Below are 20,857 nucleotides of genomic sequence, written 5' to 3'. Positions count from 1 at the left end.
GGCCGGCCGGGGTCGGTGCCGATCAGGACGCGAGCGGCACCCACGTCTCCGCCACCTCTTCCCGGTACTGCAACCACAGGTCGGCCGTGCACGCCGGCCGCTGCTGCCCCTCGACCTCGACGGCCACCGACACCACGGCCTCGGTGCGCCCCTGGGCCTCCTGGTGCGCCGACCGCAACTCCGCGGCGACCCGCACCCGAGCGCCGACCGGCACCGGCCCGGAGCACCGCACCCGGTCGAAACCCTTGTGCACCACCACGGTCACACCATCCACGGTGAACACCTCGGCGAGCATCGGCACGACGAGCGACAGCGTGTACATCCCGTGTGCGACCGGTCCGCCGTACGGGCCGGATCGCGCACGCGCTGGATCGATGTGGATCCACCGGAGGTCCCCGGTCAGCGCGGCGAAGACGTCGACGTCGTGCTGTAGCACCGGCTGGTAGGACGACGTGCCGAGCTTCGTGCCGACCGCACCGGCCAGCTCACCGGTGCTGGAGAACGTCCTCATGACCGTGCCGCTTCACTGACGTCGCTGTACGGATGCCGTGTACACCGTGGACTCCCGACGATAGGCCGCACCGGTCGAAGGTTCGATCGAGACTTGCTAGGAAACGAAACCCCCCGACGGGACATGACGAAGTACCTGCCGCTTGATGATCGCCCGCGCGGCCCGTTTCGCCGCTCCGGTGCTGGTACAGCGGTTGCGCACGGTGGGAACCCGTCGATTCGCGGGGTGGAGACCACGCGGATGCTCAGTATCTTCGTCTGCATGGCCACGCTCGTCCCCCTCCTCGGTGTCGTCTGTCCGGGCATGCCGTGACAAAGCAGTCGAGGTCGGAGAAAACGCGGTTGCACCTGGTGCGAGCCGCGGCTGAGTTATTTGATCGCAACGGGTTTTCCGGGGCGACGTTGGAGGATGTGTCCCGGGCCGCCGGGGTGACGAAGGGGGCGTTCTACTTTCACTTCTCGTCCAAGGACGAGTTGGGCGGCGCGATTCAGGCCGAGGCTTGTGGATTGTTGCGGTCCGCGGTGTATCGCGTGGTGGGTGCGCGGTTGCCCGCGTTGCAGGCGGTGGTGGATCTGACGCGTGAGTTGGCCTGGTGGTTGGACGGCGAGCCGTTGGTGCGTGCGTCGTTCCGGACCGCGCGCGAGTGTGGACATCGCGGCAAGCCGTTCCTGGATTTCCACAATGAGTTACTGGCGGCGATTGAAACGTTACTACTGGCGGCCCAACGGGCCGGCGACCTTCGTGCCGACGTCAACGTCGAGGAGACGGCCACCCTCGTCCTCGCCGTGTCGTCCGGTGTGGAGATGTTGTGGTGGACGAGAATCCGCAGCGGCGACATCGACGCGACGGTCGAGAGAATGTGGCGCACCATCCTGCCGGGGATAGCGAGACCCTCGGCGCTGACCCGTGTGCGACCGGAGGGTTCCATGCGGAAACCAGGTTGTGCGTAACCGTGTGGTGGCAAAGAACAATACCTACCACCCGGTATTTTTTGGCTCGGGGTGAGCAAAATCTGGGCTAGGCTGAAGGCCGATGGACGGTTTGGCGCGCGCGTCTCCGAGGCCCGCGGGTCCCGCTTCGGTGACGCCCTTCGCGGCTGGAGGCTGGAGTGGCACGGCAGGAAAGAGCGGAACGAACGCGCAACGCGATCCTCGACGCGGCGGCGGCGGTGTTCGACGAGTACGGCTTCAACGGCGCCAGCCTCTCCGACATCCTCGCGAAGGCCGGGGTGACCAAGGGCGCGCTGTACTTCCACTTCTCCTCAAAGGAAGACCTGGCCCACGCACTGGCGAGCGAGCAGTTCATCGAGGGCCGGCCGCGTGCCGAGGCGCCGACCGGCATCCAGGCCGCCATCGATCTCTGCCACAGCATGGCGAACTTGTTGCGTACCAGCGTCCGAGTGCGGGCGGGCGTCCGCCTCGTCATCGAAACCGGCACGTTCGCCCGCCCGGCACCCGACGCCTACACGGGCTGGATACGGATCGTGCGTGACCACATGGTCGCGGCCCGGGAACACGGCGACCTCAAGGCTGACCTGGACCCGTACGTCATCGCGCGCTGGGTGATCGCCTCGTTCACGGGCATACAGATCTCCTCGCAGGTGCTGTCCGGTCGCGAGGACATCCACGAGCGGGTCACCGAGATGTGGCGCATCGCCCTTCCCGGCCTGGTCCCCCCGCGCCGCGTCGCCCGTTTCGTCCCGTCGGGCACGGTCGGCTACGGCGCCAAGGCCAGCGCCTGATCGCTGAGCCGATCCGCGTTGGTCAGCTCTCGACCAGCACGAGCGCGAAGCCGTCGTAACCCTTGTCGCCGACGGTCTGGACCATGGTGGCCGACACGCGTGGTTCGTTCGCGAGGAGCGACCCCAGTTCACGGGTGCCGACGATCGCGGGGTCGGTGCTGGTGGCGTCGACCACGAGGCCGTTGCGCACCACGTTGTCGACGATGATCACGCTGCCCGGCCGGGAGTTGTCGATCGCCCACCGGACGTACTTCGGGTTGTTGACCTTGTCGGCGTCGATGAAGAACAGGTCGAACGGCGCCTCCTCTGCGATCGTGGGCAGCGTGTCGAGCGCGGCGCCGACCCTCACCTCGACGCGGTCCGCGAGACCGGCCCCGGCGATGTTCGCCGTTGCCACCTCCGCGTGCCGCGCGTCGTACTCGAGGGTGATCAGCTTGCCGTCCGGCGGCAGCGCGCGGGCCAGCCAGATGGTGCTGTAACCGGCGAGCGTGCCGATCTCGAGGATCTTGCGCGCGCCGTGGATGCGGGCGATGAGGTGGAGGAGCTTGCCATGGCTGGGTGAGACGGCGATCTGTGGCAGCCCGGCCTTGTCGCTCGCCTCGAGCGCGCCGTCCAGCGCGGGGTCGTCGCCGATGACCAGGCCGGCGATGTAGTCGTCGACCTCTGTCCACACGCGTTGCGTCATGCCGTCATCATTCGCGATCGCTCCTGCCGGTGGTCACTTCTTCGGAGTGAGGACGAAGACCGGGATGGGGCGGTCCGTCTTCGTCTGGTACTCCGCGTAGTGGGGGAACGCGTCGACGGCGATCTTCCACCACTTGGCCTTCTCGTCGCCCGTCACCTCGTGGGCGACCATGTCCTGCTTCTCCGGGCCGTCCTGCAGTTCGACCTCGGGGTTGGACTTCACGTTGAAGTACCAGACCGGGTGCTTGGGCGCGCCGCCCAGCGACGCCACGACCGCGTACTCGCCGCCGTTTTCCACCCGCATCAGCGGGGTCTTGCGGATCTTCCCCGACTTGGCGCCCTTCGTGGTCAGGATGACGACCGGCAGGCCGATCATCGTGTTGCCGCGGGTGCCGCCGGAGCTCTCGTACTCCTCGACCTGCTGGCGGGCCCGGTCGGACGGGCTCGGCTCGTACTCACCTTGCAGAGGCATGCCACCAGTGAACACGAATCCGGGCCCGTCCGCAGGGCTCACCCGATCCGGTCACGCACCCACTCGCCGGCCGGCTTCAGGCGGGACGTGCCCGCGAACGGCCCGCCGGGGCAGGTGCCCTCGGTGAACACCGCACCGCTGCGGAAATCGTCCGAGAAGTTCCAGTTCGTCCAGCTGATCCCTTTCCGCGCGGCCAGGTCGAGGTACCGCTGGGCCATCGTGAAGTCGTTCTGGCCGTCGCCCGTGTACTCCTGCGTGCCGAACTCGGTGATGAACATCGGCACCCGGTCGGCCGCGCGGGAAAGCGCGTTCAGGTACTCGTCGCCGTGGGACGCCGCGTAGAAGTGGAACGTGTACATGATGTTCGACGCGTTCACCGGGTTGTCGATCACCTCGGACTCGTCGGCGCCGTCGGACAGGCCAAGCGACGACCACGCGCGGGTGCCGACGAGGATCGGTGTCTCCGGGTCGATCGCGCGGATCACCGGGATCAGCTCCTCGGCGTAGCCCTTGATCCGCGACCACGGCACGCCGTTCGGCTCGTTCGCGATCTCGTACAGCAGGTTGGTCTGGTCGCCGTGCCTGCGTGCGATCTCGGAGAAGAACGTCTTCGCCCGCTCCAGGTTGTGGTACGGGTCGCCAGGGTCGAGCATGTGCCAGTCGACGATCGCGTACATGCCGCGCGCGGTCACGTCGTCGATGATCGACGACACCAGGTTCGTGAAACCCTCGGGATCGGTCTCGTAGCCGTCTTCCTGGACATACATCGAGATGCGCATGACCGACGCGCCCCAGTCGCCTGCGAGGGCGTCAAGCGAGGCGTCGTTGACGCACTGGCCGTACCACTGCAGGCCGTGCGTGCTCATGCCGCGCAGCTGCACCGCCTGGCGCTGGTCGTTGCACAGCTTCACACCGCACACCTCGAGCTGGCCGTTGGCGACGGCCGGGGTGACCGATGGCGCTGCGGGCGCCGTACCGGTCGGGACCACAAAGGACAGTGCGAGCATCGGTAGGAACAGGACGGCCAGTTTCTTCCGGAACACAGGGATCTCCTTCTTGGCAGGGTCAAGGGCAGCGGCGAGACAGGGTCGTGTCGCGTGCGCCGAGCAGGACGGCGGCACCAGAGCACAAGAAAGGGCGTTCGCCGTGCCCCCGCACGACGAACGCCCTTCCGTCACATCAGGTCAGCGCCACTCGCTCGGACGGCTCTTCCGACGATCGCTCTGGCGCGTGCCATTGGCTGCGATTACCGCGTTCATGTGGATCTCCTTGGGTGGGAAGGTCTGCCGCGTCACTCGATTGGAGTCGCGACAGAGCGTTGCCGAACCGTTACAGTGAAGCACCACTGCGGGGAGGAATCATGGTGGGTGAAAGAGATAATTCCAACCCTGTCCCGGGGAAGAAGCAGCTTTCACCACGCCACTGGCAACTATGGTCTCTCTCCAGACCCGTTGTCGTATACCTACTTTTAGTCGAAATCCTCGCAATCTTCGCAGCGGTGGGCACGCTGACCCTGGCGCCCGTGACCCGCACACACTGGCTCTGGTTCGGGTTGCTGCTCCTCGGCTCGATCGTCTACCTCGAGGCGGTGAGCGGCATCGAGCGGATCCGCGAGGTCGCCGCTGAGGGCACGCCGTACGTGCACCTGTTGACGGTGTGGTTGTTCGCCGGGGTCCTCCTGCTGCCGCCGCCGCTGCTGTGCGTGCTGATCGTGCTCGGCTACCTGCACTCGTGGGCACGGGTGTACCGGTTCCGCGCATTGGTGCACCGCAAGGTGTTCTCCGCCGCCACGGTGGTGCTCGGCTGCCTCGGCGCGTACCTGGTGCTGCACCTGATCTACCCGCGCAGCGACGGGCCGTTCGCGGCGGCGCTCGACGGGCCGACCGGGCTGCTCGCGGTGGTGGCCGCGGGTGCCGCGTACCGGCTGATCAACCACGGGCTCGTCCTCGTCGTGATCCTCGCGACCAACCTCGACCGCCCGGTCCGGGCGGCGCTGGGCCCCGCGACGGACCAGCTGATGCTGGCCGGTGCGGTCGGTCTTGGCAGCGGCACCGCCGTCGTGATGACCACGCGGCCGTGGTGGACGCCGCTGCTGATCGTCACGGTGCTCGCGCTGCACACCGGTCTGCTGATGCCCCAGTTCCGCGACGCCAGCCGCAGCGACGCGAAGACGGGGCTGTTCGACGCCGTCTTCTGGAGCAAGCTGGTGAGCGACGAACTCGACCGCGCCCGGCGGCTGGGCGGCACGCTCGGCGTGCTGCTGCTGGATCTCGACCACTTCAAGCGGGTCAACGACTGCTACGGGCACCTGGCGGGTGACATGGTGCTGCGTGCCGTCGCAGACGCGATCAAGCACTCGGTACGCGGGCACGACGTGGTCGGCAGGTACGGCGGCGAGGAGTTCGCCGTCGTGTTGCCCGGCATGGGTGCCGACGACGTGCGCGGGGCCGCAGACCGGGTGCGGTCGGCGATCGCGGTGCTGGCGGTGACCGTGCCGGACCTCGACGGGAACACCCGGGTGGTCAGCGGGCTGACGGCGTCCGTCGGTGCCGCGTTGTTCCCCGTGCACGGGATGGACCGGACCTCGTTGCTGCTGGCCGCGGATGCCGCGCTGTACGACGCGAAGACCGAGGGCCGCGACTGCACGCGGATCGCGGGCGAGACACCGAAGGTGGGGCCGAGGGCGGTGCCGGACCGGTTGCCGGAGGAACGCGAGTCCGCGAACTTCGCGCCGAGGCTGGGACTCGTACGCGACGACACGGACAAGGTCTCGTAGCCGCGCCAAGAACGACCATGTGTCCACATGCGACAACTATGCCTTCGATGCGTTCAGCGTCAGCGCGTGGCCGTCGGCGGCCCGCCACGTCCAGCCGATCGCCAGCACCGCGAGTACCCCGAGCAACCCGGCGATCCCCACGACCCGGTGCGGCGCCACGGCCTCGGCCGCCAGGCCCGCGAGCGTCACCCCCAGGCCCTGTGCCACCCGCAGCGCGGTCACCGCGAGCCCGAACGCCTGGCCCCGCCGCTCGTCCGGCACCGCGAGCACGAACGACGTCGACGCGATCACCTGGTACGCGCTGCCGACGCCGGACGCCACGAACAGGAGCACCACCAGCACCAGGTGCGGGTCGGTGAAGCACACGACGAGCGGCACGCACGCCCCCAGCGCGAGCGGTGGCAGCAGCCGCAACCGCGTCGGCAGCGGAAGCCGCGCGACGACCAGCATCCCGGTCGCCGCACCCGCGGCGTAGGCGGCGAACATGAACCCGACGGTGACCGCCCCGCCGCCGAGTGCGTCCGCGTACGGCACGGCCAGCGCCTCGCCGACGATGTAGAACCCGGACACGCACGCGAACAACACGAGTGCCCGCAGACGCAGGTCGGACCACACCAGCCCGGCGCCGCGGGTCAGGTCGGACCGCCACGTCCGCCGCACGACCGGCTCTTCGGCCTCGGGCACCGGACGCGGCCGCACCATGAACCAGACGAGTGCCGCCGACAGCAGGAACGTGCCCGCGTCCGCGAGGAGCACGCCGCTCGTACCGATGCCCGCGACGAGCGCACCGCCACCGGCGAACCCGAGCACCATCGCGGCCTGCGTGACGGTCTGCAGCATCGCCTGGCCCGCCGGGTAGTGGTCCTCGCCGAGCACGGAGGGCAGCAGCGCGCCGCGGGCCGCGGTCGCGGGCGCGCCGATCAGCTGCACGGCCACCAGCAGCAGACACACCACCCACAGCGGTGCCATGGGCAGCGCCATCAACGCCACCAACAGCATGCGGGTGAGGTCCAGCGACACCATCAGCCCACGGCGTGGATGCCGGTCCGCCAGACCGGACAGCAGCGGGCCGCCGACGAGGTCGGGCAGGAACGTGAGGCCATAGGTCAGCGCGGTCCACGCTGGTGAACCGGTTCGGTCGAACACGAGCACGGACAGCGCGACCCGCGCGAACTGGTCGCCGACGATCGACCCCGAGTGGGCGAGGAAAAGCGCGCGGAACTCCGGCTTTCCGAACAGCGCGCGATACCTGACCGGTGAGTCGGTAGCCACAAGCCCTCCCCAGCACTTGCTACTTTCCGCCATCGTTCAAGTACGAACCGTACTACGGGGTGAACCTCGGGCGACAGGTCCGAATGCCATGGGGAGGCCGTCGTCGCGTGAGAACATGGCCGCATGAGCGTGTCGACGTTCGGTTCCGCCGAGGATCCCGCGGTGCTGCTGATCAGCGGCGTCGGCTCGTCGATGGACTGGTGGCCGCCCGCGTTCTGCCGCAGGCTGGCGGGCCGGTACGTGATCCGCTACGACCACCGCGACACGGGCGACGCGCCGAGCTACCCGCCCGGCGAGCCCGGCTACACGGGCATGGACCTGGTGACGGACGCGCTGTCGGTGCTGGACGAGCTGAACGTGCCGGCGGCTCACGTGGCCGGGATTTCCATGGGCGGCGCACTGGCACAGGAACTGGCCATCCACCACCCGTCCCGGGTCCTGTCCCTGACCGCGATGTCCACCACCGCGGGCGCGGGCGACGCCGACCTCCCGGGCATGCTGGACCTGGAGTTCCCGCCGGAACCGGACTGGGCCGACCGGGCGGCGGTCGTCGAGTATTTCGTGGCGAGCCAGCGCGCCATGTCGGCGGAACCGTTCGACGAGCGGGAGATCCGCGAGATCGCCACGCTCGCGGTCGCCCGCACGACCAACCTGGAGTCCAGCCAGAAGAACCACTACGCGGCCGACGGCTCTGGCCCGTGGCGCCACCGCCTGGGGGAGATCACCGTCCCCACGCTGGTGCTGCACGGCGACGCGGACCCGCTTTTCCAGCTGCCACACGGAGAAGCGCTGGCCCGCGAGATCCCGGGTGCCCGCCTTGTCGTGCTGCCGAACACCGGCCACGAGCTCCCGAGCCGCAACTGGCCCCTCGTCGCGAAGGAGATCCTGGCGCTGACCGCGCCCCACTAGGAAGTGGGTAGCCCCTTGCGTTGCCTGGCGGGCAGGTCACGGGTGAAGACGGCGATCGTCGTGGTCACCGGCGGGTCGCGAGCGCGGACAGGGCGCACAGCAGACCCCACCCGCCCGCCACCATGATGATCTTCTTCTGTTCCGGCCTTCCTGCCATCGCCTTGCCCAGCACCACCAGGTCGCCCGCGTCCGACGCGACCCGTACGCCGATCGCGAGGCGCATGGCCCTGCGGTTCGGCGCGACCGCCATCGCCACCCCGGACGCGAGGTCGCGGACGCCGAGTGTGCGGGTGATCGCGCGCAGGTTCGCGTCGCCCCTCGCCATCCCGGACGGCTTCAGCAGCAGTTCGGGCTTCGCGACCACCGCGGCGCCGTACGCGGCGGTCGCGACGCCCATCAGCCGGGGCAACAGGAACTTCATGATGTCGTCTCCTCGTGTTCGGCGGCGCCCGTGATGTTGCGTGCCATACCGCCGAAGATGGTGTTGTGGAAGGGCGCGATCGACTTCCGGTACACGTGCCCGGCAAGCCCGTGGGGCTCGAGGATCGCCCGTTGGCGGTACACCGAACCTCCGTTCTCGCCACGTTCCGCGGACGGCTCGAGCCACGCGCGGCCCGGCACCCGCATTTCGGCGCGGAGGCGCAGGAGGTTTGGTCGGTCGGGCTATCCCGTCGCCCCGAAAACCACGCACCGCATGAGTCCGATCCTCGCCGATCGGACCTGGGTTCGCAGTTCAGGCGCTGATGGCGGCGACGGTGGCCTTGGCGAGCGCGATCAGGTCGGCGGGCGCGACCTCGATCTCCAGCCCCCGCCTTCCGCCGCTGCAGAAGATGGAGTCGAACTGCTGCGCCGAGCTGTCGACCACCACAGGCAAACGTTTGCGGTGCCCCAGTGGCGAGATGCCGCCCGCGACGTACCCGGTCGCCCGCTCGGCGGCCGCGATGTCGGCCATCTTCGCCTTCTTGCCATTCGAGGCCTGCGCGAGCGCCTTGAGGTCCAGCTGCCCGGCCACCGGCACCACCCCGATGGTGAGGTTCCCGTCGACCTCGGCGACGAGCGTCTTGAACACCCGCTCGGCGGGCAGCCCGAGCAGCTCGGACGCCTCCTGCCCGAAGGATGCCGACCTCGGGTCGTGGTCGTACTCGTGCACCTGGTGCGCCACCTTCTTCTTCACCAGCAGCGCGATAGCCGGAGTTCCCTTGCCCGCCATGCCGGAAATCTAGTCGCGGGTTCCCGCTCGGAACTCCTCGGTACAGAATCACGGGCACAGGACGAGTACTGCCGACAATGAGAGTTGTCTTGACAAGTATTGTTGTCGGTGGGATCGTTCTCGCATGTTCGATATCGCGGTTATCGAGGACCCGGCGGCCGCCGAGGTCTCGCTCGATCCGATGCGGGTGCGGCTGCTCGCGGCGCTGGCCGAGCCAGGGTCGGCGACCACGCTCGCCGGGCGGATCGGGTTGCCCCGTCAGAAGGTCAACTACCACCTGCGCGCGCTCGAGAAGCACGGACTCGTCGAGCTGGTCGAGGAGCGGCGCAAGGGGAACGTGACCGAGCGGATCCTGCGCGCCACCGCCGCCTCGTACGTCATCTCGCCCGCCGCGCTCGCGGCCGTCGCGCCCGACCCGGACCGGTCCACCGACCGGCTGTCGGCCCGCTGGCTGCTCGCGCTCGCGGCGCGCCTTGTCAAGGATGTCGGCTCGCTGATCACCGGCGCCGACAAGGCCAGGAAGCGGATCGCGACGTTCGCCGTCGAGGGCGAGATCCGGTTCGCACGCGCGGAGGATCGCGCCGCGTTCGCCGAGGAGCTGGCCACCGCGGTCACCGGCCTCATCGGCAAGTACCACGACGAGTCGGCCGTGGGCGGGCGCAAACACCGCATGATCGTCGCCATCCACCCGAGCGCGGACGGGGGTTCGTGATGGGGCACGAGTTCTCCTCGGCCGACGAGTTGCACGTCGACGCCACGCCCGACGAGGTGTGGGCGGCGATCGCGACCGGCCCCGGCATCGACTCCTGGTTCATGGGCCGCAACGAGGTCGACCCCGGGCAGACCGTGCGGCAGGCGTTCGGCGGGTACACGCCGGAGTTCACGGTCACCGCGTGGGAGCCGGGCGCACGGCTCGCGTACGGTGCTGGACCCGCGCCGGACGGCCGGTTCATGGCCTTGGAGTTCCTCATCGAGGGCCGCGACCATGGCAGCACCGTCCTGCGCGTCGCCAACAGCGGCTTCCTGCCCGGCGACGACTGGGCCGACGAGTTCGAGGCGATGACCACGGGCAACGAGTTGTTCCGGCGCACGCTCGTCACCTACCTCAACCACTTCGCCGGGCGCGTCGCGACACCGGTCACGGCGTTCGGCCCGATGATCACCGACTGGCCGAGCACCCGCGCGAGGCTCGTCGCCGCGATCGGCCAGGACGGCGACCGGGTGCGGTTCGCACCCGAGGGTCTCCCGCCGGTCGATGGCGTCGTCTACTTCGAGAACGCCGACGCGATCGGTATTCGCGCCGACGACGCGATCTACCGATTCCTGCGTGGTTTCCGCGGGCCGGTGATGGCCTGCCACCACATTTTCTCCGACATTTCATCGGAAATCACCGAGCAGGCCTGGGTGGCCTGGTTGAACGCGAAGGATCTGACATGAGACCGGCGATTTCCGCGGATGGCACCGCGATCGCGTACGAGGTGTCCGGTGACGGCCCGCCGCTGGTGATCGTGGACGGTGCGATGTGCTACCGCGACTCCGGCCCGTCCCGCCCGCTGGCCGCCGAGCTGGCCGGGGACTTCACGGTGTACACCTACGACCGCCGAGGTCGCGGCGAGACCGCGGTCGCCGAGTGCACGCCGGAACGCGAGATCGAGGACCTCGAAGCGATCATCAAGGAGGCGGGCGGCGCCGCGTACCTGTTCGGCGCGTCGTCGGGTGCGATGCTGGCCCTGGAAGCCGCGAGCGCGGGGGTCGGCACCACGAAACTCGCGATGTACGAACCGCCGCTGATCGTCGACGGCACCCACGCGCCGGCGCCCGAGTCGGCGCTGCCGGAAATGCGTGCGCTGATTTCGGAAAACCGTCGTGGTGACGCGGTGAAAGCGTTCATGAAATCGGTCGACGTGCCGGGTTTAGGAATCATGATGATGCGGCTGGCACCGGTGTGGAAGAAGCTGACGGGCGTCGCGCACACGCTGCCGGACGACCTGGCGCTGCTGGCGGGCCTGCGGCAGGGCCGTCCGCTGCCAGCCGACCGCTGGACGACCGCGACGATGCCCACGCTGGTGGCGGACGGCGGCAAGAGCCCGGAGTACCTGCGCAACGGTGCGGCGGCACTCGCGGCGGTGCTGCCGAACGCGCGGCACGAGACCGTGCCGGGGCAGACCCACCTGGTGAAGCCCAAGGCCCTCGCACCGGTGCTGAGGGCGTTCTTCCTGGGGTAAGGGAGGTAAGGAGGTGCCCTTACCCGCCCGCCTGAGGTGGGTAGTAGGCGATCGCCCGATGCCGGGCCGCCCGCCTCAGGACGAATCTTCTCGTTGTCAGCACGAACACCGGACGAGGAGACGAGATGAACTGGGCACCCGAGGCGCTACGGGCGGAGATGGACTACCGGGTCGAACGAGCCGTAGGAGACCCAAAGACCACCCTGGCCCACCGCCGCGCGGCACTGCACACACACCAGTCCTGGTGGCAGCGCCACCGCCCCAACCACGCAACACACCACAACGCCCCAGCCACCCCCCAAGCCGCCTGACCCCACCCTCCTCGCCCACACCCCCGCGAGTCCACGGTTCAGAACCCGCGAGTCCACGGTTGGGAACCCGCGAGTCTTCGGTTGGACTCGCGGGTCGTGCGGGTTGGACTCGCGGTGGTTACTGGGGTTCGCTGGTGTAGACCGCCGGGTCGCCTTGTTTGATCCACACCTCTGGGGTGTCGATCGGGCGGAACGATCGGTCGCCGCCGGGTTCGCGGGTGTCCGGCACGGCGTCGCCACTCGGCAGGTGCATGATGAAGTTCACCGGTTTGGTGTCGTCCACCAGCGGGATCTCGTACACGGCCCAGCCGTCCTCGACCCTGGTCGCCGGCCACGGCTTGTCCCACGCCACCTGCGCCAGCACCGCAGGGTCGATCCCATCGCCCCACAGATGCAGGCCCCACTGCCCGTAGTCACCGGCAGGCCGCAGGTACCGCAGCGTCGCCACCTCGAGTTGCGGCCCCGCGTACCGCACGGTCCGCACCTCCGACCGCGCCCCGCCCAGCGTCGCCCGGTACGCGACCGGGGTGCCCGCCGCCAGGTTCAGCGCGCCGAGGTCGTCGAACACCGTGTACGCGGGGGACGTGCTGTCGCTGCCGATCGCGGTCCACGGGCCACCGTCGACGCTCCGCTCGAACGACACCACGTGTGTCGCCTTCTCCGGGTCCGCCGACGCCCGCACCTCGACCGTGCCACGCACGCCGCCATCCTCGGCAGGCGCCTCGATCGTCAGCTTCGGCGCGGGCACACGGCCGAGGACGGTGCCGCTCGCCCGCTTGTGCCCGCCGTTGTCCAGCACCACCGCGCGGTACTCGACCGGCGTGTTCGCGTCGAGCGCCGTCGTGTCGTGGAAGACCCGGTAGGGGGCGTTGTCGTCGGTACCGATCGACTGCCACCGGCCACCGGCCGCCCGCGCCTCGAACGACACCTCGTAGAGCGACGATCCCCGCACGTCGGCGGCGATCTCCACCCGGCCCTGCGCGGCGGGCGCCGGCGCCTTGAGCGAGATCGCCGGCGCCTGGTGCGAGCGCGGGATCCGGCCGTCGAGCGCGTAGACCATAGTGGACAGTGCGGGCACGGTGACCGTCAGCTTGCCGTCCCGCCCGGACTTGGCGTGCGCCGGGCCGGTGCCGTACACCTTGCTGTAGTTGGACTTCGTCGTGTACGTGGGGACCGCCGCCGTCACCGGCGCCTCGCTGTTGTTCAGCGCCACCACGTACTCGCGCTGCTGGCGGCGGTCGATCCGCGAGAACGCGTACACACCGGCGGACGCCGACGACAGCCTGCTCTGGTGCACGCCGTCGCGCAGCGCCGGGTGCCGCTCGGTCACCGACGCGAGGCCGGCGATCGTGCGGTAGAGCGGGTGCCGGGTGTTGTAGTTGTCGGTCGCGTGGGTCGCGTCCGTGCCCAGCAGGTCGTCGTCGAGGTACTCGGGAACCTGCGAGGCGAACAGCGTCTGCCGGGCGTCCTGGTCACCGCCAGGGCCGGTGAAGCCCTGCTCGTCGCCGTAGTAGATCACCGGGTTGCCGCGCGAGAAGTACATGAGCTCGTGGCCGAGCCGGTCACGAGCCATCCACTCGTTGTCGCCCGCGCCCGGGTTGTCGGCGACGACGAACCCACCGAAGCGGCCCATGTCGTGGTTGCCGAGGAACGTCGGCAGCTCGTAGACGTTGGAGTCGGCGTCGGTGTACCAGTCGTCGTCGGCGAAGAACGTGGCGAGGTTGTCGGTCGGCGCGCCGCTGGCGGCGAACTCGCGTGCCGCGTCCTGGAACGGGAAGTCCAGCACGGACTGCATCGTGTCGGTCGTCGTGAAGTGCGACGTGTAGCTCTTCGTGGTGTCGAATACCTCGCCGAACATGAAGAACTCGCGCTTGCCGTGCTGCTGGGCGTACTTGAGGACGCGGGGCCCGAACTGCTGCCAGAACGCGTCGTCGACGTGCTTCATCGTGTCGATGCGGAAGCCGTCGATCCCGAAATCCTTGATCCAGCGCTGGTAGATCTCGACCATGCCGTCGACCACGCGCGGGTTCTCGGTGAACAGGTCGTCGAGGCCGAAGAAGTCGCCGTACTGGGAGTCCTCGCCGACGAACGTGGTGTCACCGCGGTTGTGGTAGAGCGTGACGTCGTTCAGCCAGGTCGGGACCTTCAGGTTCTGCTCGGCGGGATCGAGCACCGGCGTGTACGGGAAGGACGTCGCCGGGTCGAGTGCAGGGAAGTCGTCCCCGCCCGCGTGGTCGCGGTCGTCGAACACGGTGCCGTCGGCGGTCGTGTAGGGCGAGGCGTCCTTCGGCGTGTACGCCTTCCGCGCGCCCTCCTCGTAGCCGATGACGTCGGCGGTGTGGTTGGTGATGATGTCGAAGTAGACCTTCATGCCGCGCCCGTGCGCGTCGTCGATGAGGGCGGCGAGGTCGTCGTTCGTGCCGAGGTGCGGGTCGATCTGGGTGAAGTCGGTGATCCAGTAACCGTGGTAGCCGGCGGACGGGCCGTCCTCGAGCTGCACCGCCTTGTTCTTGAAGCTGGGGGTGAGCCAGATCGAGGTGGTGCCGAGGTCCTGGATGTAGTCGAGCTTGCCGCGCAGCCCGGCGAGGTCGCCGCCGTTGTAGAAGCCCTTCTTGGCCGGGTCGAAGCCCGAGACCAGCGGATCGTCGCCGAGCCCGCCGCGGTCGTTGCCGGTGTCGCCGTTGGCGAACCGGTCGGCCATCACGAAGTAGAAATTCTCGTCGGTGACCGGCCCGCGCAGCGAGTGATGTGCCTGCGGCCCACCGTCTCGGGCATCACGGTCGGCGATGGCCGGTGTCGCCAACCCGGCCATCAGTAACGGAACCAGCAGCGCCACCGCGGCGCGACGGACAGACATGGTGGCCCTCCATAGGGATCGTCCCGGCGGGGAACGATAACCGTGTTCGGACCCTCCCAGCGAGCGCCAACCAGACTAAATCGAGCGCTGGGCCGAAATCCCCTGTGGACAACCACCCGCGACCCGCCCGGAACTGTCGGTGCCCGCTGGTAGCGTCGAAACCGGGGGACCCCCTGGGGCGTGCGAATGGGACTTTCGTTCGGTGGGCGCGGTGACCAGCGCCGGGAAGAAACCAGCGTTCGCGCGGGTTGTGGTGCGACGTGACTCCGGTACCGCTTTCCGTGCTCGAACTCGCCCCCGCTGCCCGGGACGCCACCGCGACCGAGGCGCTGCACAACACCGCTGAGCTGGCCAGACGCGTCGAAGAACTCGGGTTTCGGCGGATCTGGGTCGCCGAGCACCACAACATGCCGTCGATCGCCAGCTCGTCGCCTGCGGTGCTGATCGCGCACCTCGCGGCGGTGACGTCGACCATCCGCGTCGGGTCCGGCGGTGTGATGTTGCCCAACCACGCGCCGCTCGTGGTGGCCGAGCAGTTCGGGACGCTGGAGGCGCTGCACCCCGGGCGTATCGACCTGGGCATCGGCCGCGCGCCCGGCACCGACCAGCGGACCGCGTTGGCGCTGCGCCGCACGATGGCGGGGCTGTCCGCGGAGGGGTTCCCGCAGGAGCTGTCCGACCTGATCGGCTACTTCCAGGGCGACAACGACCTCATCCAGGCGGTGCCGGGCCGGGGCAACGAACCCGCGATCTGGCTGCTCGGGTCCAGCGGGTTCTCGGCGCAGCTGGCGGGGATGCTGGGACTGCCGTTCTCTTTCGCGCACCACTTCAGCTCCGCCAACACCGTGCCCGCGCTCGACCTGTACCGGGAGAACTTCCGCCCGTCGCGGTGGCTGCCGGAGCCGTACGCGAAGGTCGCGGTGAACGTCGTCTGCGCGGACACCGACGAGAAGGCGCACTGGCTCGCGGGCCCGTCGGCGCTGGCGTTCCTGAAGCTGCGCACGGGCAAGCCGGAGGCACTGGTGCCGCCGGAGGAGGCGGCCGCGTACCCGTACAGCGAGCTGGAGCAGGCGTTCATCGAGGACCGGTGGCGCGACCAGGCGGTCGGCTCCCCGGAGACGGTGCAACGGCAGTTGCAGGACCTGCTCGCACGCACGGGCGCGAACGAACTGATGCTGACGACAATGGTCTACGACCTCGCGGACCGCACCCACTCGTTCGAACTGGTAGCGGAAAAAGTGGCCCCAACCCTGACCCGCTGACGCAAAACCGCCCGGATGCCAACCCCCACCCGTTCCCGGGGGCGTCCCGCCATGCCAGTCTACCGGCTGGCACTGACATTTCCGCGTTGTCGATCTTGACTGTGGATAACCGGTGCGGCTGTGGACAACTCGGTTCGTGTGTGGGCGAGGGTGGCGGCGGCGTCCTAGGGTTGGTGGCATGACGAACGCGGCGGCTTCTGGCACCTTCCAGCTCGGCGGCGATCTGCCCGTCGTGCGTCTTGGTTACGGGTCGATGCGGCTCACGGGGTATGGCGTGTGGGGTGAGCCCGACGATCCGGCGGAGGCGGTGCGGGTGCTGCGCCGGGCCGTGGAGCTGGGGGTCAACTTCATCGACACGGCGGATTCCTACGGGCCGTTCGTGGCCGAGTTGCTGATCCGCGAGGCACTGCGCCCGTATGACGGGATGTACGTGGCGACGAAGGCCGGGTTCACGCGGCAGGGGCCGCACCAGTGGACGGCGCTCGGGCGGCCGGAGTACCTGCGGCAGCAGGTCGAGCTGTCGTTGCGGCACCTGGGGGTGGAGCGCATCGATCTGCTGCAGTTGCACCGCATCGACCCGACGGTGCCCGTCGCGGATCAGGTCGGTGAGCTCGCGGAGCTGCAGTCCGAGGGCAAGATCCGGCACATCGGCTTGTCGGAGGTGTCGGTGGCCGACATCGAAGAGGCGGCGCGGACGGCGCGGATCGTGTCGGTGCAGAACCGGTACAACGTGGCCAGCCGGCACGCGGAGGACGTCCTGGAGTTCTGCGAGGCGGGGAACATCGGGTTCGTTCCGTGGGATCCGCTGGCGACCGGGAAACTGGCGAGCGATCGCGGGCCGCTGGCCTCGATGGCGGCGCGGCACTCGGCTTCGCCGTCGCAGTTGGCGTTGGCGTGGTTGTTGCGCCGGTCGCCGGTGATGTTGCCGATCCCGGGGACATCGAGTGTGGCGCACCTGGAGGAGAACGTCGCGGCCGCCGAGATCGAGTTGACGGACGACGAGTTCGAGGCGGTTGCCAAGGCCGCCTGAGACGCGTCCCAGGCGGCCGGAGCAGGCCGACGGTGGCACCGACAAACGTGGATGAGGATGGTCATCCACGGCTCGGATGTCTTCGCGCCACCGTCGTCCCGGCTCCCCGACCCGCAACCGAAGTTGGCGCGGTCCCCCTTTTGGTACACGAGAAGCCCCGGCGCACTACAAGGTGCGTAGCACCCCGACTCGCGGGTGCGTCGGCCCCGACCTGCGAAGACAGTGAACCGTCATCACTCGTTTGGCGTAATGGCCACAGGGGAACACGGAGCGTTCCCCGTCGGGCACACTGGGGATCCTCTGGAGGGGGGTCACGGATGCATGAGCAGAGCCTGCCGTACCGGCACGGCATCCACGAGGCGATGGGCGTGCTGTCCGGGCAGTGGGTGACCGCGGTTCTCGCGTCGCTGACCGCCCGGCCGATGACCTACTCAAAGTTGCTCGAACACATCAACAACACCGAAGAGCGACACGGATGGGTGACACACGAGCGACCCCTACGACAGAAGGTGCTCACCGACACGCTGCACCGCATGCAACGTGACGGGCTGGTTGTCAAGATCAACAGACCGAGCCGGTTCGGCTCCACGTGGTACCAACTGTCCCCGATGGGCCGATCGCTGCTGCGGTCGCTGCTGCCGCTCGCCAAGTGGTCGGAGGATCACCGCAGCGACCTGTCCCAAGCACGCGCGGCATACCTGGCGGCACAGGAGGCCGCGGTGAAGTCCGACAGCTAGCCGCGTCAGTGCCCGTTGGTCAGGTCGCCGATCGCGGCGACGATGCTCTGCACCTGGTTGCGCCCGGAGTCCTTCGCGACGAACAACGCGTCGTCCGCGGCGAACAGGACGTCCTGCAGTTCCGGCCCGAACTCCGGGTAGAGCGCGATGCCGATGGACACGCTCAGCCCGTCGATCACCCTGTCCTCGACCGGAACGCGTAGCTCACGAACCCGCTCGCACATCCGTTCCGCGATCTCGCGCAGTGCCTCCCGCGTGATCTCCGGGCACAGGACCACGAACTCCTCGCCGCCCCAACGCCCCACCACGTCGTACCTTCGGGCTGACGTCGACAGCACGTCGGCGACCGCCTGCAGCACCTGGTCGCCGACCAGGTGGCCGTGGGCGTCGTTCACCGCCTTGAAGTGGTCCAGGTCGACCATCAGCACGCCGACCTGCGACTCGTCGCGCGCGGCACGCTGGATTTCGGCGGACGCCAGGTTCGTCCACGACGTCGCGTTGGCCAGGCCGGTCTTCTGGTCGGTCGACGCGGCCTCCTCCAGCTGCCGCAACAGCACGCTGCGGTGCAGCACCAGCAGCGCGGGCACGATCATCACCGCCCACAGCGGGTTGAAGCCGATCAGCAGTCCGGTGATGGCGCCGAGGCCGAGCGTGCCGTACTCGAGCGCGTTCTCCTTGCCGGTGCCCAGGGCGCGGCGCAGGTCGAGGCGCTTCTCGTGCAGCGTGATCGCGACCGCGACCAGACCGGAGTTCACGCACGAGTAGGCGACGACGGCCAGCGCGATCGCCACGACCACCAGCGGCCGGTCCCACTCGCCGAGGCTCTCGGGTGCGAACAGGTGCCGGATGGTCCACGCGGTGTGCGCGGCGAGCGTGACCGTCGACGCGGTGAACACCAGGCGGTACGGGTGCACGCCACGCACCCGGTACCAGCTGCGCCAGAACAGGTGTACGTACAGCAGGCAGATCACGGCCGGTGTGAGCACGGGCGGCAGGACCAGCGCGGCCGAGAACGTCCACACCGAGGTCAGGTTCACGTGCGGGGTGTCGTTGAAGCGGCGCCGCACCCGCTCGACATGCCGGGACAGCTCACCCATCGTCACACCCAGGAAGACGATGATGCCGAGCGTGACCACCGCGTCCCGGTCGACCACGGAGTGACCGGCGAGGAACGCCGTGACCCCGACCGCCGCCGCCTCCACGAAGAGGATCAACGCCAGCACTCTGGCCGGCTCACCCCACAGCGCCCAGCGCCACGGAGCCCTGGACCGCTCACCAGTGGAAAGGGATGCTGGTTGGGCCGATCGGGCGAAAACCACCTGATCAGCGGCCCCATTGCCGTGCTCGGCGGCAGTCCCCTCGGGAGGAGGTGCGAACGCTGATGAACAAGGACTGGTGATCTCCGTGCTCTGACCGAAGACCTGGTCAGGGGCCTTGACGTCGAATTCGTCCCCGCCCGAGGGAGGAGGTGCCTGCGATGACGAACAAGGACTGGTGATTTCCCCGTGTTTCTCGGCGTCGTCGGGTTCGCGCCCGCCCGCTTGAACGGGTGACTGCTTCTGGCGGGAGCGGGCGCGAAGCCACGACGCACCACTGAGTCCGGTCAACGCCACGCCGGCGACACCTCCGATTGCGACCGCGAGGACGGGATCGGTCGCGTCGGCGAGGACGCCTGCGGCGAGGACCGCGACGCCCTGTGATGACAACACCCCCGCGCCGGCGAGTCCTGCCGCGGCGCCCCGGCGGTGGTCGGGGACGCCGACGATGAACGCCGCCTGCGCGAGGATCAGATAGGCGGTGGTACACGCTCCGGAGATCGCCCAGAGCAGCACCACCACGACCAGCGGTGGCTGGAAGAAGCACAACATGAGTGGCACGCCCGCCGCGACGGCGAGCCACGAGGTCATCGCGGGCCGCCGGTCCTGCGGCAGTTTCGGCACGAGCCATGCGCCGACGATGCTGCCTGCGGGATCGGCGGCCATCAGTAACCCGACGCCGATGGCGGCCACGCCGAGCGTGTCCGCGTACGGCGCGGCGAGGCCCTCGGGGATGGTGAAGATCCCGACCGTCCACGACAGCGCGACCAGCGCGCGGAGGCGGCGGTCCTGCCAGAGCATCCTGGCGACGCCGGTGTCCCGCCCGCGCGCCTCGGGTGCGGCCGGCACGGGCCGGTGCCGGACCCGGGCGGCGACCACGGCCGCCGCGATCACGAACGTGACGGCGTTGAGCCCGAGCGCGACGTGCGGGTCGAGCACGACGAGCAGTGCCCCACCGCCCAGGAACCCGCCGACCTGGGCGAACTGGTTGGTGACGGTCCGCAGCGACAGGCCGGTGACGTACCGGTCACCTTCGAGGATGGTGGGAAGGAGCGCCTGCTGGGCGGCCTTGAACGGCGCGCCGCCGAGGGTGAGCAGGAAGACGAGGGCAAGCAGAACGGGGAGCGGCAACCCTGGCACCGCCATGATCGCGGCGACGACGGCTCGCGCGAGGTCGGCGCCGATCATCAGCTCGCGGCGCGGAAACCGGTCGGCCAGCGGCGCCAGCAGAACCCCGCCGAGCAAGGCGGGAAGGAAGGTGAGCGCGTAGGTGAGCGCGGTCCAGCCCGCCGAGTTCGTGTGCCGGTAGACGAGCACGGCGAGGCCAACCCGCGCGAGCTGGTCGCCCGCGACCGACAGCAGCTCCGCGGCCCACAGCGCGCGAAACTCACGCACCGCGAGAACATCGCGAAACCCCGCCTGACGCCCCATTCCGCCGTCCTCGCTCCGCTGCCGACGGGCCGCCCGCCGAACTCGCACGAACCCGCCGTTCCGACCCTAGATCGAACCCGGACCGAGAACGCGGTCACGCCCGTTGTCCACCC

Annotated in this window: 19 protein-coding genes and 1 pseudogene; 10 read left to right on the top strand and 10 right to left on the bottom strand. The window is 69.2% G+C overall.

Features of this window, described 5'->3' with window-relative positions; all coding sequences use genetic code 11:
- Positions 1 to 22 precede the first annotated feature (22 nt).
- Positions 23 to 511, bottom strand: coding sequence for a MaoC/PaaZ C-terminal domain-containing protein (locus WBA97_RS15090; protein ID WP_424231425.1), 489 nt, complete (start codon positions 509 to 511; stop codon positions 23 to 25).
- Positions 512 to 819: 308 nt separating this feature from the next.
- Here WBA97_RS15090 and WBA97_RS15085 point away from each other — a divergent pair, with 308 nt between their 5' ends.
- A complete protein-coding gene (locus tag WBA97_RS15085; protein WP_424231424.1) occupies positions 820 to 1,461 on the top strand; it encodes a ScbR family autoregulator-binding transcription factor in 642 nt (213 codons plus the stop codon).
- Between the two features lie 158 nt (positions 1,462 to 1,619).
- Complete coding sequence (locus tag WBA97_RS15080) at positions 1,620 to 2,252, top strand: ScbR family autoregulator-binding transcription factor (RefSeq protein WP_424231423.1); 633 nt, start codon at positions 1,620 to 1,622, stop codon at positions 2,250 to 2,252.
- 22 nt (positions 2,253 to 2,274) lie between these two features.
- On the opposite strand, the gene WBA97_RS15075 is transcribed toward WBA97_RS15080, so the two are convergent.
- The 3 genes from WBA97_RS15075 to WBA97_RS15065 are packed head-to-tail and all read right to left on the bottom strand — an operon-like array spanning position 2,275 to position 4,451.
- A complete protein-coding gene (locus WBA97_RS15075; protein WP_424231422.1) occupies positions 2,275 to 2,937 on the bottom strand; it encodes an O-methyltransferase in 663 nt (220 codons plus the stop codon).
- 33 nt (positions 2,938 to 2,970) lie between these two features.
- Positions 2,971 to 3,408 carry a nitroreductase family deazaflavin-dependent oxidoreductase gene (locus WBA97_RS15070; RefSeq protein WP_424231421.1) on the bottom strand — a complete coding sequence of 146 codons (438 nt, stop codon included), beginning with the start codon at positions 3,406 to 3,408 and terminating at the stop codon, positions 2,971 to 2,973.
- A gap of 38 nt (positions 3,409 to 3,446) precedes the next feature.
- A complete protein-coding gene (locus WBA97_RS15065; RefSeq protein ID WP_424231420.1) occupies positions 3,447 to 4,451 on the bottom strand; it encodes a glycoside hydrolase family 5 protein in 1,005 nt (334 codons plus the stop codon).
- 479 nt (positions 4,452 to 4,930) lie between these two features.
- Between WBA97_RS15065 and WBA97_RS15060 the strand changes: the two genes are divergently transcribed.
- Entirely contained in the window at positions 4,931 to 6,184 is a 1,254-nt protein-coding gene (locus WBA97_RS15060; protein WP_424231419.1) for a GGDEF domain-containing protein, read from the top strand.
- Between the two features lie 36 nt (positions 6,185 to 6,220).
- Here WBA97_RS15060 and WBA97_RS15055 read toward each other — a convergent pair whose 3' ends face one another.
- Positions 6,221 to 7,456, bottom strand: a complete 1,236-nt coding sequence (locus WBA97_RS15055) for an MFS transporter (protein WP_424231418.1) — start codon at positions 7,454 to 7,456, stop codon at positions 6,221 to 6,223.
- 123 nt (positions 7,457 to 7,579) lie between these two features.
- Here WBA97_RS15055 and WBA97_RS15050 point away from each other — a divergent pair, with 123 nt between their 5' ends.
- A complete protein-coding gene (locus tag WBA97_RS15050; RefSeq protein ID WP_424231417.1) occupies positions 7,580 to 8,365 on the top strand; it encodes an alpha/beta fold hydrolase in 786 nt (261 codons plus the stop codon).
- Positions 8,366 to 8,429: 64 nt separating this feature from the next.
- Here the strand turns inward: WBA97_RS15050 and WBA97_RS15045 are convergent, their stop codons facing one another.
- The 3 genes and pseudogenes from WBA97_RS15045 to ybaK form a co-directional block, all read right to left on the bottom strand.
- Complete coding sequence (locus WBA97_RS15045) at positions 8,430 to 8,786, bottom strand: hypothetical protein (protein WP_424231416.1); 357 nt, start codon at positions 8,784 to 8,786, stop codon at positions 8,430 to 8,432.
- Positions 8,783 to 9,025: pseudogene (locus WBA97_RS15040) on the bottom strand (DUF2867 domain-containing protein); the annotation flags it as partial. The pseudogene WBA97_RS15040 and the gene WBA97_RS15045, both read right to left, overlap by 4 nt.
- A 73-nt stretch (positions 9,026 to 9,098) precedes the next feature.
- Positions 9,099 to 9,575, bottom strand: coding sequence for a Cys-tRNA(Pro) deacylase (ybaK, locus tag WBA97_RS15035; protein WP_424231415.1), 477 nt, complete (start codon positions 9,573 to 9,575; stop codon positions 9,099 to 9,101).
- A gap of 124 nt (positions 9,576 to 9,699) precedes the next feature.
- Between ybaK and WBA97_RS15030 the strand changes: the two genes are divergently transcribed.
- The 3 genes from WBA97_RS15030 to WBA97_RS15020 are packed head-to-tail and all read left to right on the top strand — an operon-like array spanning position 9,700 to position 11,800.
- A complete protein-coding gene (locus tag WBA97_RS15030; protein WP_424231414.1) occupies positions 9,700 to 10,287 on the top strand; it encodes an ArsR/SmtB family transcription factor in 588 nt (195 codons plus the stop codon).
- A complete protein-coding gene (locus WBA97_RS15025; RefSeq protein ID WP_424231440.1) occupies positions 10,287 to 11,012 on the top strand; it encodes an SRPBCC family protein in 726 nt (241 codons plus the stop codon). The genes WBA97_RS15030 and WBA97_RS15025 overlap by 1 nt, the downstream gene beginning before the upstream one ends.
- A complete protein-coding gene (locus tag WBA97_RS15020; protein WP_424231413.1) occupies positions 11,009 to 11,800 on the top strand; it encodes an alpha/beta fold hydrolase in 792 nt (263 codons plus the stop codon). Before WBA97_RS15025 ends, WBA97_RS15020 begins: the two co-directional genes overlap by 4 nt.
- A gap of 429 nt (positions 11,801 to 12,229) precedes the next feature.
- On the opposite strand, the gene WBA97_RS15015 is transcribed toward WBA97_RS15020, so the two are convergent.
- The gene (locus WBA97_RS15015) at positions 12,230 to 14,968 is read right to left on the bottom strand and encodes an alpha-amylase family glycosyl hydrolase (protein WP_424231412.1); all 2,739 of its coding nucleotides are present in this window, start codon (positions 14,966 to 14,968) and stop codon (positions 12,230 to 12,232) included.
- Between the two features lie 260 nt (positions 14,969 to 15,228).
- On the opposite strand from WBA97_RS15015, the gene WBA97_RS15010 reads away from it, so the two are divergent.
- The 3 genes from WBA97_RS15010 (at position 15,229) to WBA97_RS15000 (ending at position 17,997) form a co-directional block, all read left to right on the top strand.
- The gene (locus WBA97_RS15010; RefSeq protein ID WP_424231411.1) at positions 15,229 to 16,230 is read left to right on the top strand and encodes an LLM class flavin-dependent oxidoreductase; all 1,002 of its coding nucleotides are present in this window, start codon (positions 15,229 to 15,231) and stop codon (positions 16,228 to 16,230) included.
- Between the two features lie 178 nt (positions 16,231 to 16,408).
- Entirely contained in the window at positions 16,409 to 17,260 is an 852-nt protein-coding gene (locus WBA97_RS15005; RefSeq protein ID WP_424231410.1) for an aldo/keto reductase, read from the top strand.
- Positions 17,261 to 17,577: 317 nt separating this feature from the next.
- Positions 17,578 to 17,997 carry a winged helix-turn-helix transcriptional regulator gene (locus WBA97_RS15000; protein WP_424231409.1) on the top strand — a complete coding sequence of 140 codons (420 nt, stop codon included), beginning with the start codon at positions 17,578 to 17,580 and terminating at the stop codon, positions 17,995 to 17,997.
- 5 nt (positions 17,998 to 18,002) lie between these two features.
- Here WBA97_RS15000 and WBA97_RS14995 read toward each other — a convergent pair whose 3' ends face one another.
- Positions 18,003 to 20,708, bottom strand: a complete 2,706-nt coding sequence (locus WBA97_RS14995; protein WP_424231408.1) for an MFS transporter — start codon at positions 20,706 to 20,708, stop codon at positions 18,003 to 18,005.
- Positions 20,709 to 20,857: the final 149 nt, after the last annotated feature.

Origin of the sequence: Actinophytocola sp. (assembly GCF_049647105.1) — a bacterium.
Taxonomy (GTDB): Bacteria; Actinomycetota; Actinomycetes; order Mycobacteriales; family Pseudonocardiaceae; genus Actinophytocola.
The sequence above is the reverse complement of the archived record's forward strand: the minus strand, read 5'-3'. Positions and strand labels throughout refer to the sequence as shown.